This window comes from Pseudoalteromonas prydzensis (genome assembly GCF_001661495.1).
In the GTDB taxonomy this organism is placed as follows: domain Bacteria; phylum Pseudomonadota; class Gammaproteobacteria; order Enterobacterales; family Alteromonadaceae; genus Pseudoalteromonas; species Pseudoalteromonas prydzensis.
In genome coordinates, this window is the sequence record NZ_BDDT01000010.1 from 87,481 (window position 1) to 104,063 (window position 16,583).

Genomic DNA, 16,583 nt, shown 5'->3' on the forward strand with positions numbered 1-16,583 from the left:
TCCGTTAATAAATTACTCGTCTGCGAACCAACAAATGTTACGCGCAGCCATAATTAGCTTACCAGCTTCTTCAGGAGAAACTTCGGTGATATCAACTAATTCATCAATACCTTGCTCAGCTAAATCTTCAAGCGTTACTACACCTTTGCTTGCCATAACAAACGCAAGGTGACGCTCTAACCCTTCTAGTGCTAATAAGTCTTCTGCAGGCTCAGCACCATCAAGGCTTTCTTCTGTTTTTAATGCTTTCGTTGTTAGTGCATCTTTTGCACGTGAACGTAATACATCAACTGTTTCTTCATCTAGACCATCAATTTCTAAGAATTCAGATGCAGGAACATACGCTACTTCTTCAAGGGTTGAGAAACCTTCATTGATAAGAAGCGTTGCAAAATCTTCGTCGATGTCTAAGTTTTCTGTGAATAAGTTAATTAACTTATCAGATTCCGCTTCGTTCTTAGCACGCATCTCTTCCACAGTCATTACGTTCAATTCCCAACCAGTTAACTGGCTAGCAAGACGTACGTTTTGACCATTACGGCCAATTGCTTGTGCTAGGTTATCTGCTTCAACAGCGATATCCATTGAATGCGTGTCTTCATCCATTACGATTGACGCAACTTCAGCAGGTGACATCGCATTAATAACAAATTGTGCTGGGTTATCATCGTAAAGTACGATGTCAACACGCTCACCACCGAGCTCAGTAGATACAGCTTGTACACGAGCACCACGCATACCAACACACGCACCAATTGGGTCGATACGTTTGTCGTTAGATTTAACGGCGATTTTAGCACGTGAACCAGGATCACGCGCTGCTGCACGTAATTCAATCATTTCTTCGCCAATTTCTGGCACCTCAATGCGGAATAATTCCATCAGCATTTCAGGCTTAGAACGTGTTACAAATAACTGCGCGCCACGAGCATCTGGTTTTACTTCGTAAAGTAAACCACGAATACGATCGCCTGGACGGAAGTTTTCACGTGGTAGCATGTCATCACGGTAAATAACCGCTTCAGCATTGTTACCTAAATCAAGCACGATTGCGTCACGCGTTGCTTTTTTAACAACACCGGTTACCAGCTCGCCTTGTTGATCTTTATACGCTTCAACAACTAAGGCACGCTCAGCTTCACGTACTTTTTGCACGATTACTTGCTTTGCCATTTGCGTCGTAATACGGTCAAATTTAATTGACTCTATTTGCTCTTCAATGAAATCACCAATCTTAAGATCAGGATCATCTACTTGTGCAGCTTCTAAAGTAATTTCGCTGTATGGGTGCTCTAATGAGCCATCTTCAAGTACTTCTGCAATCTGCCAACGACGATAAGTATCGTAGTCACCTGTTTTACGGTCAATTGCAACACGTACTTCAATTTCACCCGTGTGTTTTTTCTTAGTCGCTGTCGCTAATGCGAACTCTAACGCTTCGAAAATCTTTTCTTTTGGAACCGCTTTCTCATTGGAAACGGCTTCAGCAACCAATAATATCTCTTTTGCCATGGGTTATGCCTCGCTTGCCCTATTCCTTCGCACTCGAATTAAAACTTTGCGATTATGTTCGCACGTTCAATGTTACTGAGCATGATGAAGTGTTCAGTGCCGTCACTTGAAAGTGTGATCATATCACTGCTAACTGATACTAAATCGCCTTTAAAATTACGACGACCATCTTGTGGAAGTTTAGTACGCACGCGTACTTCCTCTCCTTGTGCCTTCTCGTAGTGATCTTGTTTGAATAATAGACGATCAACACCAGGAGACGATACTTCCAAATCATATTCATTTGTAATTGGGTCTTCGACATCTAAAATCGCGCTTATTTGACGACTTGCATCAGCACAATTATCAACCGAAATCCCCGCTTCATGATCTATATAGACCCTAAGCGTAGAATGGCGACCCGCTTGCACAAACTCTAGACCATGTAATTCAAAGCCTAACATCTCAACTGACGGTGAAAGCATGGCTAATAAATCTTGCTCAAGTTTTGTCACGAAAATCCTCCATACAAACAAAAAAAGGGCTTATAGCCCTAAAATACTTAGCTTATTCCTTGATTTAAAATCAAGTGGTGCAGATACAACAACGCCCCGAACCAAGCGGGGCGTCACACCTAAAGCATAAAACTGTGTGGCCATGGGCCAAGCTTGGTTGCGGGTAGCTAACGCCACCTAAATAAACCCAAAGGCTTAAACGCAAAACGCGCATTACATAGAATGCGCGACTTCAAATCAGTAACTAAAATCGCTACTCATAAGCATGGCAACAAGATCTTAAAATCGTAAAAACGACTAACTTACCTCAAGAACTTGGTTGCGGGAGCCGGATTTGAACCGACGACCTTCGGGTTATGAGCCCGACGAGCTACCAGGCTGCTCCATCCCGCGCCAACTGGTATCAAACTTACGATACCTATCTAGCTAATCAACTAAGCTAAACAATGGCGGCTATTATAGAGAGGCTTGGCATAATTAGCAACCAAAAACTGGTAAAGAATACCTAGACTATAAAGTACAAGATTACACGCCGGAACAATTAGCTATCATAAAGCGACAACAGGCATGTTTGATTAAAGAAGTCATCTCCCTAGATAATTGGATATTTTTCATATTTACTTACCCTTTGCAGCCTAGCGTCTATACTTAGACTTCTAAGGCAGTCTGCATACGTCTAGATTTTTAAGAGGGCTTATTATGGGTGTATCAGCTCATCATCAAAAAATATTGTTACAGAGCATAGCAATAATAAAACCCAACTTTCACTGTTTTACAATCACTTTTCATGTACAACTTAAACGCCATGCACTGACGATGCAATGGCCCAGCAGTCAGGAGATAAGTGAAAAAAGTTATATTTTGTACTGTTCGTTAGAACGTACGATTACTCATTTGGACTGCTTATTATCAGTTCTGCCTTTTATTCAACACCATGCAAACATTTTAAGTAAAAGCGGTCTCACATCTGAGGACGTTGATTTATTGGGTGATGCGTTTATCGCGGCACTAAAAATTCATTTAGGTAATGAGTTCACGCCACAGATAGAAAACGCTTGGCGGTACGCCGTTAGGATGTTTAAAAGTATTGTAAAAAGCTACTTATTTAATACCAATAACATTGTTGCTATTAATAAGTCAGTCCAACAGCAAATGAGTTCCTAATAAATAAGCGGTAAATTGGCCGTTTATTGCAAGGTCGCCAACTCTTGTAATAAACGGTCGATCTGACGTTGTTCAACATCAATTAGCGTGGCATATTTCGACGTTAATGCGGTCATTTTTCGCGACAATGAATTATCAAAGGTCGCATCCGTCAAATTATTCGGCTGCTCGCTGGCTTGAGTTTCAAGCGCCGCTATTTGCTTATCCATTTGCGCTTGGTAAGTATCTATTTTTGATTGCCTTTGTTCAATATCACGTTTTATCTCTTGCACGCGAATAAACGAATCAATATCTTTACTTTGCGTTGACTGCTTGTCAATTTCGGAGCTGTTGGTTACTTTCGGTAATCCCAGCTTTTCTTGTAGCAGGCGATCAATATCTCGCTGCTCGCGTTCAATTAGTACGTTATAACGCTCTGACACATTAGTCATTTGATTGGCAATTGCTGTTTCTTTTTCCGCACCAGACAAATTATTTAACTGCGCATCAGATTGATCTTTTAAATCAGCGATCTCTTGGTTCATTTTTTCGCTAAGCGTATCAATTTTATCTTGGTGTTGTTGAATATCAGCATCAATTTGCTTAGTGCGAATATACGTATCAACTTCAGTGGAATCCATATCTCCATGAGTGACGATATTACTGGGTACGGCTGGGTTTTGCTCTTTCACTGTAATAAGTTTTGCATCATTCCCACACGGAAATTGGCTAAACTCCATCACCCCATTTTTCTCACATTGATAAACGCTCGCATGCAATGGCGCAACAAAGCACAGCGTAATAACACAAGGTAAAATAATTTTTAATGTTCTAATATTACTCTGATGTTTGTTCATAAGCTGACATTCCCTCGTTTATGTAGGTAACCTACACAGGTTTCTTCTACCTATATACCACTACTTTCAGAATTAATAAATGCGATCTAAGCAGTAACTTAGTGCGTATACAATTATTTTGGGCAAAATCTATAATGTATAAAACACTGCGGTTCATTTTTGGTGACCAACTTAATGCCAGCCACAGCTGGTTTAAAGAGAAAAACCAAACGCAATATCTTTATGTCATTGCTGAATTAAAACAAGAAACCGATTATGTAAAACACCATATACAAAAAGTAGTGGCGTTTTTTGCCGCCATGGAAAACTTTGCCGTTGCACTTAAACAAGCCCATTTAAATGTTCTTCATTTAACCCTAGATGATACTCAAAACGATGCGTGCATCACATCATTGTTAACCCGTTTAGCTAAGCAGTATCAATGTCAGCAAATTCAATATCAATATCCTGATGAATATCGCCTTCAACAACAAATGCGACAATTTAAATCATCCAGTAGCTTAAAAATCAGTGGCTGCGATAGTGAACATTTTTTATTACCTTATGCTGATATCAGCAACCACTTTACAAAAGATAAACATGTAAAAATGGAGTTTTTTTATCGCATGATGCGTAAGCGCTTTAATATACTGATGCAAGATAATGCACCACAAGGTGGGCAATGGAACTTTGATCAAGACAATCGTAACAAATTAAAAAAAACCGATTTAGCCGCCATCCCAGAGCCAAAAATATTTACCAATAATATTGAGGGCATTTTACAGCGAATTAAAAAACATCACGTAATCACCTTTGGCGACTGCTCGGCAACCTTGTTATGGCCAACCAGTCGCGCGCAAGCAAAACAATTACTTGCCTACTTCTGCACTTACCTGCTGCCTTGCTTTGGGCAATTTCAAGATGCGATGACCTGCCAAAGTCCACACCAATGGAGCCTATACCATAGCCGACTAGCGTTTGCGCTGAACACTAAAATGCTGCACCCAATGCAAGTCATTAAGCAAGTATTAGCAGAATTTGCGGCACGACCAGAGCAGATCAACCTTGCTCAAGTTGAAGGGTTCATTAGGCAAATTTTAGGCTGGAGAGAGTACGTACGAGGTATTTATTGGCAAAATATGCCTGATTACGCAACTAAAAATGAGCTGGGTGCTAGCCGTTCATTGCCTGATTATTTTTGGCACGGTAAAACAAAAATGAACTGTATGCAGCAAGCAATTACGCAAAGCTTAGAGACCGCCTATGCGCATCATATACAACGGTTAATGATCACCGGAAACTTTTGCTTATTAACCGGTATTGATCCAAATGAAGTTGATAGCTGGTATTTAGGCATTTACATCGATGCCATTGAATGGGTAGAAATGCCAAACACCCGTGGCATGAGCCAGTTTGCTGATGGTGGTCTTATCGCCACAAAACCGTATGCTGCAAGCGGTAACTACATAAATAAAATGAGTGATTACTGCAAAAGCTGCCACTACAAAGTACAACAAAAAACACAAGTCACGGCTTGCCCGTTTAACAGCTTATATTGGCAATTTATGCATAATCAACAAGCGCGATTAACGCACAATCCCCGTATTGGCATGGTTTATAAGAATTGGCAAAAGCAAGACCCAGCTCAACAGCAAGCCATTCTTAACAGAGCACAGTGGTGCTTAGATAATATAGAAACGCTATAGAATGATACGACACTATTTTTTGCGGCCATAAAAAAGCCGCCTCAGCTGAGGCGGCTATAAATAACAATTAAATCAGGGGAAAAATAATGTCAAAGGGTTGGTTATTTACCTTCTAGCAAGTTACCACTGCCAATTTCAATTTTGCGTGGTTTAAGTGCTTCAGGGATCTCACGTTGTAAATCGATGCTGAGTAAGCCATTTGCTAAATCTGCACCAAGTACTTTTACGTGGTCGCCTAGCTGAAATTTACGCTCGAAATTACGCTCGGCAATGCCTTGATGAATAAATTTGCGCTCTGCGCTTTCATCTTTGTCGGCTTTAACACCAGCTACTTTTAAGGTGTTGTTTTCTGACTCAATTGTCAGCTCATTATCACTAAAACCGGCAACAGCCATAGTGATGCGATATTTGTCTTTATCAAGTGCTTCGATGTTGTAAGGAGGAAAGCTTGGCTGCTTGTCAGTGCGAGCTGCCGCATCCATTAAAGATGCTAAATGATCGAAACCAATGAATGAACGATAAAGTGGTGATAAGTCTACTGTACGCATAATAATATCCTCATATTTAAGCGATATTTTGCATGGGCTTTTCGGTTGAACAAGCGCAGGCAAAGTTTAATTAATAATATAAAATTCAATAACTTCTATTTAGTAAGGACCCATCAGGCGTCCTCATTAAACTATATATGGACGGCAAAATTGTTTTCAAGATTATTTTTAAAAAAAATTTAAAAATTTTCAAAATACACCTTTGCCTACACAATAGATAAGGCTAGAAGATTTGCATTTCAAGTCTATAACGCGTACTTAGGGAGATTAACTTTAGAGGTGTTGATGAAGAAAATAACAAGTTTATTAGTAAATTTTATAATCTTGGTTGCGGTATTTTTAGTTGTAACGACTTATCAGCAACGTAATTTACTCAGCGCTGATCACAGCCCTGCGCCATATTTTAATTTACCTATGCTCAATGACAGCGACCAACGTATTGATATTGCTATGCTCAAAGGCAAAACCACCGTCGTTTATTTTTTTGCACCATGGTGCACTATTTGTCGTTATAGCATGCCAAATCTAGAAGCCGCGTTACTCGATTCTGATATCAATGCAATTGGTATTGCACTTGATTATAAAAATGCACAAGAAGTTGCGCAGTTTGCTCGTGATCTTAAGCTCACAATGCCCATTTTACTCGGCGATAGAAACACGCAAAGTAATTATAAAATCAGCGCCTTTCCTACTTATTATGTACTCAATGAGCAACTACAAATAACCGCACGTGCAATGGGCTATTCTAGTGAATTAGGAATTAACTTGCGCTCAAGTAACTAAAAAATGGAACACGCCAATCGCTTTTTTACACTGTTTTTATTTTTTTAATTCGCTACTATTAAACACACACTAAATCGAGGAGAGCGATATGTTAACTGTAATTTTTGGCCGTGAAGGCTGCCCTTTTTGTGTTCGTGCAAAAGATGTTGCTGAAAAACTAGCAAACGAACGTGATGATTTTAAATATCGCTATGTTGATATTATTAAAGAGGGTGTAAGTAAAGCCGATTTAGAACAATCAGCAGGTAAGCCTTGTCCAACTGTGCCACAAATCTTTGTAGACCAACAACACATTGGCGGTTTCACAGAGTTTGAAGCTTATGCCAAACAGAATCTTGGACTTTATCAATAAGTTCTGTATCAAATTTGTTAATCAGTTTGATTTACCAAAAATTAAACTGATTAAATTATGACCAACATCAATTACATAGAAATTAGTTGTAATTTATACAAGCATTTGCCTCGCAAATCCTATACAATGCGCGCCTCTTTAAATTCGTTGAGGCGTATTAATGTCAGAACCAGTCACGTTTGAATCTCTAAATCTTTCTCCTGCAATTTTGAAGGCAGTTGAAGAGTTGGGTTACAAGACACCATCTGAAATCCAAGCTCAATGTATACCGTTATTGCTAGAAAGAAAGGACGTACTGGGACTAGCTCAAACGGGTACAGGTAAAACCGCAGCATTTGCACTGCCATTACTTAATAATATTGACCCGTCTGTGAAGCAGCCACAGATCCTTGTTCTCACACCAACTCGTGAGCTTGCGATCCAAGTAGCTGAGGCATTCGAACAATATGCTAAACACACTCGTGGTGTTGAAGTATTGGCACTTTATGGTGGCCAAAGCTACAGCATCCAATTAAGTGCACTTCGTCGTGGCGCACAAATTATTGTCGCGACTCCTGGTCGCTTAATCGATCACATTAACCGCGGTACAATCAAGTTCGATAGCTTACAAGCGCTTGTTCTTGATGAAGCCGATGAAATGTTACGCATGGGCTTTATCGATGATGTTGAAAACATCATGGAAAAAACACCGCGCGAAAAGCAAACATGTCTTTTCTCTGCGACTATGCCTAAGCAAATTCAAAACATCAGCAGCAAATATATGAATAACCCTGAACAGGTTCATATCTCTGCGCGTAACTCAACAGTATCATCTGTTGAACAAGTGTTTTGGAATGCAAGCGTACACAAAAATAAAGCGATTGTTCGTTTCTTAGAAGCAGAACAATACGAAGGTGCTATTGTTTTCGTACGTACACGTAACGATACAGTACAACTTGCTGAGTTATTAGAGCGCGAAGGTTTCTCTGCGGCGCCACTTAACGGTGACATGAACCAGCAAGCACGTGAACGCACTGTTGATCGCTTAAAAAGCGGCATGCTGAACATTGTTATCGCAACAGACGTTGCGGCACGTGGTCTAGATGTTGACCGTTTAAGCCTTGTTATCAACTACGACATTCCGCAAGACTCTGAAGCCTACGTCCACCGTATCGGCCGTACAGGTCGTGCTGGTCGTACTGGTAAAGCGATTCTTTTCGTAAAACATAACGAACGTTATTTACTTAAAAATATCATTCGTCATACGAATTCAGATATTGCGCAAGTTGAATTACCAACGGCTAAAATTGTTGAAGAAAAACGTATTGCTGCGTTACAAGCTAAGCTTACTATCGCGCTTGAAAACAAAGACATTACATTCTTCAATGAAGTTGCTGCAAATATGGCGCAAAAGCTTGAACTTGCTCCTGAAGACCTAGCCGGTGCGTTACTGTGTTTAGCACAGCAACAATCACCCATTAAGGTTGAAGAAGTTAAAATTCAGCAACGTGAGCGTAGCGAACGCAATGACCGTAACCCACGTAATGATCGTGGTGACCGTGGTCGTCGTAACGAGCGCAGCGAACGCCCTGCTCGTGACCGTGATGCAAAACCTCGTGAGCGTAACAGCCGTGATGCAGGTCCTATGGATACATACCGTATCGAAGTAGGTCGTGAACATGGTGTTCAGGTTAAGAACATTGTTGGTGCAATTGCTAACGAAGCTGATATCTCAAGCAAGTTTATTGGTGACATTCGTCTTCACGACAGTCACAGTACGGTACAATTACCGCAAAACATGCCTAAAGATGTATTAGATCATTTCCAAAAAGTGTTTATTTGTAAACGCCCTATGGGTATGACACTAACACAAGCTGAAGCAGCTTCTGAGCGCCCAGAGCGCAGCGAACGCCCAGCTGGTGACAGAAAGCGCACTGACGGCCCACGCGGTGATAAGCGTAGCGGTCCTCGTAAAGAACGTCGCCCAGTAAGCTTCACAGCTAAATAAGCAACGCTTCTTTAATAAAAAAACCTTGCCACGAAAGTGCCAAGGTTTTTTTGTTTTTAGCGCAACGTTACAGCAGTAAATCTCAGCCCTAGGCAAACCTCACTTTATTACTTGTAATAGTATGTAATGTTTAATGGTGATTTTCTCAGCTATAAAGTTTGTGGAATAAGGAATACACCTTTATTCAAATTAATACTCAGCAAACTTAAAATGGAGATTTATCATGTCAAATACACTTACTATACTTCCGAATCCAAAAACAATCTTAGTCGCGAATACCACTCCTGCGAATACAACCGCGCTTGCATCAACTGAAGCGGAAACCTGGCAGATCTCGGAAAAGAAAGGGACTATTTCTGGTGTCGGGGTAACAGTATCCGGTGCAGGTGCTTGGGCAAAAATGTCTGGCTCGTTTGATTTTTCGATTGTAAATCTAGAAAGCTCTCGCACCTATCAAAAAATGGTGTCTGAATACAGTATCTCCGGGGGTGTTAGTGGCTTTTGGGGCTGGCTTGGTTTCGGTGCCAATGCCGAAACGCACAAGCAAGAAATAAAAGAAGCAATGCAAGAACTTAGTCAACAGCAAAAAGTTAACGGCTCTGTAGATGTTGATCTTATGGTAACCGGTTTGATCCCAGGCTTTGAAGTAAGTGCTACAGCGTATATTCTGGTACTACAGATCCAAAGCTCTTCTGGTGCTACATATAATATTGCTTCATCAACAAGCCCATCGACAGATGTTGGCGCACAAGATCAAAACCAGCAGAACCTGCCTACTTCAAATAATAATTCAACTATCAGCCTATAAATATAAAATCTAAGATCATCAAAGTAACTTTGGTGATCTTTTACTGTTCAGTACACACACAACGGCCTGTTAAGGAACAACCATGAGACTCTTTACAGCACTACTACTTATTATATTTACTTTAGCTGTTAAGGCTAACCCTGCGGTAATATCAGCCATAAATGATAACTTAAGTTCTACAGTCTGGACGGATAACTTTAAAATCAGTTTAGCTTTTACTGATACCAGCTATGAAATACAAGAGACAAGCGTTACCCCCTCTCCTTTTCTGATCAATAGGAAAGATAATCTTATTTTCTCTACTTTTACCAGTTTCAGTGATCAAAAAGAAATAATAATTAAAGATATTACTGGGGACGGTCTACCAGACATACGTATAACAAATATGCTCGATAAAAATGGTAGCGTAATATCCACCACTACAGAAAAAATTATAATTAGCTATGAGAAGTAAAGTTAATCTAATGCCTAAAATATAATAATGCACTCAAACAAGTTTTTAGAGTCTGTTTACCTCTCAGAATTGTCCACCAGATAAATACCGAAATGTTTATCACCATTTCAAACAAAAAAGCCTCACTTCATTTTAATTGTGAGGCTTCCTGTTTAAGTTAATTTGAGTACCTACTATGGCGCGACTACTGGGTAGACGTAACTGGCATCTAAGCCTAGCGGAATACCAAGTGCCCAGTAGCCGAGTAGAAATAAACTCCAACCGATTAAAAAGGCGATTGAATACGGCAGCATCATAGCGATAAGCGTCCCGATACCGGTGCCTTTAACATATTTTTGGCAGTACACCACAACTAATGGGAAGTAAGGCATCAGTGGCGTGATGATATTTGAGCTTGAATCACCGACCCGATAAGCCGCTTGAGTTAGATCCGGTGAAATTCCCAATTGCATCAACATAGGCACAAACACAGGGCCTAACAATGCCCACTTAGCAGAGCTTGAACCAACAAATAGATTTACAAATGCGGTTAAAAATATAATCCCCACAACAGTTACTGAGCTTGGTAATGCCATGGCTTTTAACAGCTGCGCGCCTTCAATTGCCAATAACGCACCTAAGTTAGATTTACTAAAAGCTGCAATAAACAAGGCACAGAAAAACGCCATTACAATGTAATACGCCATGCCGCTCATTGCTTTGCTCATGGCATCAATCATATCTTTAGAGCTTTTAAATGTGCCTACGGTAAAACCATACACAGCACCAGGGATCCAAAACAGGAGGAAAATTAGTGGCACAATTGATTGCATTAAAGGTGAACGGAAATTAGTGAGTGAGCCATCTTCGCTGCGCATTGCTGAATCTGCAGGGGCTGATACAAACGCTAATAACGCAAGACCTGCGACCATTACAGCACTTGCAATAAAAAATGCGCGTTTTTCGTCACTACGGGCATCTTCAAATGCTGGTAAGTCTTCTTTGTTACCATCCAAGTCGGTATTTTTTAAGCGTGGTTCAATAATTTTATCGGTGATATACCAGCCTAATAAAACAATAAATAAACTAGAAGCTGAGGTAAACGCCCAGTTATTAAGCGGGTTAATCGACATCGCTGGGTTGATAATTTGGGCTGCACTTTGAGTAAAGCTTTGCAGTAATGGATCGATCCCTGATGGAATAAAATTCGCACCAAAACCACCACTTACTCCAGCAAATGCGGCGGCAATACCTGCCAGGGGATGACGCCCTGCGGCATAAAAAATAACCCCAGCTAGTGGAATAACTAACACGTAACCCGCGTCAGTTGCGGTATGACTGACAATAGCAACGAGGATAATTGAAGGCGTAAGTAATTGCTTAGGCGTTACTTTAAGCATGAGCTTTAAGCCGGTATTAATAAACCCTGAGTGTTCAGCCACACCAACACCAAGCATTGCCACTAACACCACGCCCAGTGGCGCAAAGCCAGTAAAGGTTTTTACCATTGACGATAAAAAGGTGGCTAATGAGTCACTTGCTAACATATTATTGATTATGATGGCTTCGCCAGTACGCGGATCGATAGCGTCAAAATTGACACCCGATAACCACCATGACAACAACCAAATTAGTAACATGGCAAATAAAAAGATAATTGCCGGATCAGGTAGCTTGTTGCCCACCCGCTCTACAAAGTTTAAAAATCGTGCAACTAGCCCTACCGGCATTGCTGCATCATTGTTATTATTCATTTCGCTTGTTCCCTAGAATTAATACTTAGCTACATTACCGTAAATGCTGCTTTAGGTAAATTTTAAGTGAACAGAAAACATTCTTTTTAGGGACATCATTATATCGATCGCACAAAAAAACGGCTAAAGAGCCGTTTTTTTTGTGCATGAACTGAGTATTAAGCCAAAGCTTTTACTTCATCCCATAATCTTACAACAAGGGCTTTATCTTCTTCATTAAGCTCGCCATTGCGATACGCTTTCACTAAGCTTTTTTCAACTGTTTCGTTTAGCTCATCAATTTCAAGGTTCAGTTCTTCAACTTGCGCATAACCTACCGCTAAATCAAAATGGCCTCGTAAATAACCACCGGCAAATAACTCATCGTCAGTGGCTTTGATCACTAAGTCATCAAAATACTGTTGGGCTGCATCAATATAATTTACTAAACTCACTTTTACTTCTCCTGTGCTTGCAGGGTATCTTGGTGACCCACAGCGTACATAACATGGTCGTTAAATCCGGTTGTTACCCGAATATAACCGCTTAATTGATCATCTAACTCGCTATCACCGGTATCGGCTATAAGCGGTCGGCCATTTAAGGCCTGTAATTTGGTTTTGGTTGCGACGACGATAATGTTGTCTTTACCGATTGCGCGGATAAGTGCAGGGCTTAATTGCTGATTACCACGGCCAAAAATATGGCCTTGCCCACCAATTAGCGTGATCACTAATTTAGTGCTGCGTTGCTCGGTGATATCTAGTAGTTGTTGTGCTGTTAGGTCTTGCGCAACTAAATTTTGATTTTCAACTAAATCAACCCCTAACAAGGTGTTTTCAAGCCCCATTTCTTGCATTATTGCTTCGACTGTTGAACCGCTGCCCATTACATACAAGGTGTCTTCTTCCATTTCACTAACAACATGCGCGGCAATATCTGCCAATACCAATTCGTCAGTTTCTTTACCGCCGTTTTTAACCGCTTGTACATAACGTACTTCACTGGGTACTTGCATTTCGCCGTAGCGCTTTGCTTTTACTGTCCCTTGGCGAAACGCATTCTCATCAATATCCATCACATCCGCATCTGCTAAGGTCACTAATTCGCCTTTAACCAGCATTTCAACAACTCGACCTGCGGCTTTTGGAGTTATAGCATACACACCAGAATGAATTTTACAGCCTGCTGGAATACCAAGTACTGGCACTGTGTCTGCCACTGCGTGACATATATTACGGGCTGTGCCATCGCCACCAGCAAATAAAATTAGGTCTACGCCCTGTTGCTGTAATGCTTGAGCGGCAAGCTCAGTATCTGAACTGGTGGTCGAACGTTCGCTGTGATAAATAACCTCAGTCGTGAAGCCAAGTTCTTTGGCCGTATTCTCGCCCATTGCATCATTAACAGTGTAAACACAGAGTAAGTCTTTATAAGGCAGTAACACCTCAAGTGCAGCCTTGGTGCGCAAATTAGCTTTTGGCTCAGCACCGAGCTCTATTGCTTGGTAAGCCATGCCATCACTGCCTTTAAGTGCTACGCTGCCACCTAAACCCGCCACCGGGTTTACAATTAATCCTAATTTAAACTGCATCACTAAACTCCTGAGGGTGTTGCCATACAAACTGTGTGGCAGTTAAAGGCCATGGCGTATTATAAAAATCGCTTAACGCTTTTAAAAGAGCGGTAGTACGAGGATTAAAGCCATTTTTTATTAATTGTAACAGCTGTTGATGGACACGCTGTTGGAAATCAAATCGACAGGTTTGCTCACCATTTAAGTTATCGACCGATACATTAAAATCAAAGCCCGCTGCAACACTCAACGCCCATTCAATGGCTTGCGGCTTTACTTCAACCGCTTCAAATTCAGCTTGCTGCACTTTATCGCGCCCATCTGGGCAATACCAATAACCGTAATCTTCCAATAATCTGCGCTTATCTCCCGCCACCAGCCAATGGGCAATTTCGTGTAATGCACTGGCGTAAAAGCCATGGGCAAATATAATTTGATGATAAGGCGTTTCTGCGTTTGCGGGTATGTAAATAGGCTCATCCACGCCTTTGATCAAGCGCGTGTTATGGCTTTGATAAAAGGTAGTGTCAAAAATAGAAATTAAATCGGCTATTTGATGCATAAAATTCTGTTATTTCGCCTCAAAGAAATACAACGCGTACACGCTAAAACGAGGCGAATTGTACGGGCTTTTAGCAAGAATGTAAAAGTTGATAGCGGCTAAACAGGCTGGTGTTGGTGTCTTGTTTTTATTTTGCAAAGTTATCGTCTAGTACGCACAGCCAAAAGTGACTATTCGCTGTAATCGAACTGCTTTTATTTACTGTTTAAGCAATAAGCCTTACCATCTTTGTACTTAGTAAATAAAATTCTAAAGCCATGCTGAAATTATCTGTTATAAATCGACCAAAGCTTTTACTTGTTTCTTTAATTGCCCTAATAATAAGTATTCCCCTGCCTTCATTTGCAAAGAGTGTCAGCATTAATGTGTTTGCAATTCCTTCAAAGCCCATTATTAACTTAGTTGAGCAAACCAGTGATGTATTAAAAGAACAAGGAATGATCAGTTTTTATGAAAAAGGCATGCCGGTACACGCGACCTTGTATTTAACTGACTACGCACAAGGCTCTGAAGATGCCATCAAACGTGCTGTAAAAAGTATCGCCGAGCAACATCAATCATTCCCCTTAACTGCGCAAGGGTTTAGTGTGTCGCAAAGTAATTGGGCATTTCTTAATTTACACTATTCATCAAAGCTACAACGGCTCTCAGACGAAGTAACACTGGCCATTTCACCACTACGTGATACAAATGCTGCGGTCCCTAGCTGGGTTAAACACTACCCAAATAAATTAACAGCGTTTGAGCGCTATGGTAGCCCTAATGTTTTTCAAAACTTTCAGCCCCATTTAACCTTATTAGCTAACGAAAAAAGCCCTAAACTGGCGACTGTAAATAAATATATGCAGGCCCAAGAGCCTCTGGCGCAAGGTAAAATAATCGGCATTGGCATTGGTATTTCCGACCAGTTTGGTCAGCAGCAGCAAGTGATTGCTGAGTACTTTTTTAATAACGATAAAAACTAACTTGTTTTTGTCGCTATTGCTTTGCTAAATAATTTTTCAGCAATCGGGTGTTGCGGGTATTTGCTTTAAAGTAAGCGTCAAAAATATCACCGACAAGTGGAATTAAGCCACCAAAAAAATCAATCAACATATTTATTACGATACGTAATTTTATTCGCTTACTCACTCCTAGGCGCTGGGCTTCAAATAAAATATAGCTAGATAAAATAAGCCCAGCTAGGTCTCCAACGCCTGGTAAAATACCGATCAGTGCCTCTACACCAAACTTAAATCGAGTAAAAGGGATGCCAATACTGCTGTCGGTAAAGCGACTAAACTTCTCTAACCGCTTTAAAGCAGCTTGGTGTGATAATTTAATCTGTTCCATACATCCTCATAACTTTAGCGCTTAGCAAGTTAGGTTAAATAGCATCAATCCCTGCTTCATCGCAAGCAACAATATCCGTTTCTTTACTTGATTCAGTGATCCACTGTTGTAGTGTAGGGCAATTTAAAACATGCTGACAATATTGCTCTGCAGCTGTAGATAAGGATATTTGGTAAGTTTTTAATCTAAGCACAACCGGTGCATACATAGCATCGGCAATACTAAATTCACCAAACAACCAGGCATTGGGGTAACGTGCTTGTTGTATAGCAAAAATTTCATCGATGCGAGCGAGATCATTTTTTGCTGCCTTAGATAATTCTATGTTACGGGTCGCCCTTATATTCATTGGCATTTCATTACGTAGCGCCATAAAGCTTGAATGCATTTCTGCACTTAAGCTGCGAGCGATTGCTCGTTGGCCGCCATCTTGAGGCCAAGCTGCACTAGATAAATAAGCATCATTGATGTATTCACAGATTGCCAGTGAATCCCACACCTGTAAGTCGCCATCAATTAAGGCTGGCACTTTTTGCACTGCAAAACTGTTTTTAAGCGTTTTATAAAACTCAGGAGTATCGAGTACTAACTGCTGCTCAGCAAATTTAATATTGAATTTACTCATTAAATACCATGCTCTGAGCGACCAGGTAGAATAGTTTTTATTACCGATAAATAATTGCATTTACATTCCTTAATAGTGTTTAATGGTTTTACTATAAAGCAGTGATCAAGTAATTACTTGCCAATAGTTTTTATACAACACATAAGTAAAATT

Annotated in this window: 18 protein-coding genes and 1 tRNA gene; 8 read left to right on the forward strand and 11 right to left on the reverse strand. The window is 40.6% G+C overall.

The genetic code is table 11. The features are described 5' to 3' along the window. Nucleotides 1-12: 12 nt before the first annotated feature. The 3 genes from nusA to A7968_RS16265 all read right to left on the reverse strand — a co-directional run bounded on the left by nusA (nt 13) and on the right by A7968_RS16265 (nt 2,399). Nucleotides 13-1,512: a transcription termination factor NusA gene (gene nusA, locus A7968_RS16255; protein WP_064667628.1), complete on the reverse strand. Its 1,500-nt coding sequence runs from the start codon at nt 1,510-1,512 to the stop codon at nt 13-15. 38 nt (nt 1,513-1,550) lie between these two features. Then, nucleotides 1,551-2,006, reverse strand: a complete 456-nt coding sequence (gene rimP, locus A7968_RS16260; RefSeq protein WP_064667629.1) for a ribosome maturation factor RimP — start codon at nt 2,004-2,006, stop codon at nt 1,551-1,553. A 316-nt stretch (nt 2,007-2,322) separates the two neighbouring features. Further along, a tRNA-Met gene (locus A7968_RS16265) sits at nt 2,323-2,399 on the reverse strand. Between the two features lie 306 nt (nt 2,400-2,705). On the opposite strand from A7968_RS16265, the gene A7968_RS16270 reads away from it, so the two are divergent. Beyond that, a complete protein-coding gene (locus A7968_RS16270) occupies nt 2,706-3,170 on the forward strand; it encodes a globin (RefSeq protein ID WP_064667630.1) in 465 nt (154 codons plus the stop codon). A 23-nt stretch (nt 3,171-3,193) separates the two neighbouring features. Here A7968_RS16270 and A7968_RS16275 read toward each other — a convergent pair whose 3' ends face one another. Continuing rightward, nucleotides 3,194-4,006, reverse strand: coding sequence for a DUF4124 domain-containing protein (locus A7968_RS16275; RefSeq protein WP_064667631.1), 813 nt, complete (start codon nt 4,004-4,006; stop codon nt 3,194-3,196). Nucleotides 4,007-4,140: 134 nt separating this feature from the next. On the opposite strand from A7968_RS16275, the gene A7968_RS16280 reads away from it, so the two are divergent. Beyond that, nucleotides 4,141-5,691, forward strand: a complete 1,551-nt coding sequence (locus tag A7968_RS16280) for a cryptochrome/photolyase family protein (RefSeq protein ID WP_064667675.1) — start codon at nt 4,141-4,143, stop codon at nt 5,689-5,691. Between the two features lie 101 nt (nt 5,692-5,792). Here the strand turns inward: A7968_RS16280 and A7968_RS16285 are convergent, their stop codons facing one another. Next, nucleotides 5,793-6,239, reverse strand: a complete 447-nt coding sequence (locus A7968_RS16285) for an Hsp20 family protein (protein ID WP_064667632.1) — start codon at nt 6,237-6,239, stop codon at nt 5,793-5,795. Nucleotides 6,240-6,524: 285 nt separating this feature from the next. Here A7968_RS16285 and A7968_RS16290 point away from each other — a divergent pair, with 285 nt between their 5' ends. From A7968_RS16290 to A7968_RS16310, 5 genes are all read left to right on the forward strand, one after another. Then, nucleotides 6,525-7,022, forward strand: a complete 498-nt coding sequence (locus tag A7968_RS16290; protein ID WP_064667633.1) for a TlpA family protein disulfide reductase — start codon at nt 6,525-6,527, stop codon at nt 7,020-7,022. 88 nt (nt 7,023-7,110) lie between these two features. Next, on the forward strand, nt 7,111-7,374 hold the full coding sequence (locus A7968_RS16295; RefSeq protein ID WP_064667634.1) for a GrxA family glutaredoxin: 264 nt from the start codon (nt 7,111-7,113) through the stop codon (nt 7,372-7,374). A 160-nt stretch (nt 7,375-7,534) separates the two neighbouring features. Next, a complete protein-coding gene (locus tag A7968_RS16300) occupies nt 7,535-9,361 on the forward strand; it encodes a DEAD/DEAH box helicase (RefSeq protein WP_064667635.1) in 1,827 nt (608 codons plus the stop codon). Nucleotides 9,362-9,584: 223 nt separating this feature from the next. Beyond that, complete coding sequence (locus tag A7968_RS16305; RefSeq protein ID WP_208855847.1) at nt 9,585-10,169, forward strand: hypothetical protein; 585 nt, start codon at nt 9,585-9,587, stop codon at nt 10,167-10,169. An 82-nt stretch (nt 10,170-10,251) separates the two neighbouring features. Then, nucleotides 10,252-10,623 (forward strand): hypothetical protein, encoded by a 372-nt coding sequence (locus tag A7968_RS16310; protein WP_064667636.1) that lies wholly within the window; start codon nt 10,252-10,254, stop codon nt 10,621-10,623. Nucleotides 10,624-10,796: 173 nt separating this feature from the next. Here A7968_RS16310 and A7968_RS16315 read toward each other — a convergent pair whose 3' ends face one another. The 4 genes from A7968_RS16315 to A7968_RS16330 form a co-directional block, all read right to left on the reverse strand. Next, entirely contained in the window at nt 10,797-12,356 is a 1,560-nt protein-coding gene (locus A7968_RS16315; RefSeq protein ID WP_064667637.1) for an AbgT family transporter, read from the reverse strand. Nucleotides 12,357-12,514: 158 nt separating this feature from the next. Next, nucleotides 12,515-12,790: a YfcL family protein gene (locus A7968_RS16320; protein WP_064667638.1), complete on the reverse strand. Its 276-nt coding sequence runs from the start codon at nt 12,788-12,790 to the stop codon at nt 12,515-12,517. Nucleotides 12,791-12,792: 2 nt separating this feature from the next. Next, nucleotides 12,793-13,929 (reverse strand): ATP-NAD kinase family protein, encoded by a 1,137-nt coding sequence (locus A7968_RS16325; protein WP_064667639.1) that lies wholly within the window; start codon nt 13,927-13,929, stop codon nt 12,793-12,795. Then, complete coding sequence (locus A7968_RS16330; RefSeq protein WP_064667640.1) at nt 13,919-14,473, reverse strand: elongation factor P hydroxylase; 555 nt, start codon at nt 14,471-14,473, stop codon at nt 13,919-13,921. Before A7968_RS16330 ends, A7968_RS16325 begins: the two co-directional genes overlap by 11 nt. Before the next feature lie 257 nt (nt 14,474-14,730). Between A7968_RS16330 and A7968_RS16335 the strand changes: the two genes are divergently transcribed. Continuing rightward, nucleotides 14,731-15,438, forward strand: a complete 708-nt coding sequence (locus A7968_RS16335; RefSeq protein WP_064667641.1) for a 2'-5' RNA ligase family protein — start codon at nt 14,731-14,733, stop codon at nt 15,436-15,438. Between the two features lie 13 nt (nt 15,439-15,451). Here the strand turns inward: A7968_RS16335 and A7968_RS16340 are convergent, their stop codons facing one another. Both A7968_RS16340 and A7968_RS16345 read right to left on the reverse strand, forming a co-directional pair. Next, nucleotides 15,452-15,805 carry a DUF4112 domain-containing protein gene (locus tag A7968_RS16340; protein WP_064667642.1) on the reverse strand — a complete coding sequence of 118 codons (354 nt, stop codon included), beginning with the start codon at nt 15,803-15,805 and terminating at the stop codon, nt 15,452-15,454. Between the two features lie 34 nt (nt 15,806-15,839). Then, a complete protein-coding gene (locus tag A7968_RS16345; RefSeq protein WP_064667643.1) occupies nt 15,840-16,490 on the reverse strand; it encodes a glutathione S-transferase family protein in 651 nt (216 codons plus the stop codon). Nucleotides 16,491-16,583: the final 93 nt, after the last annotated feature.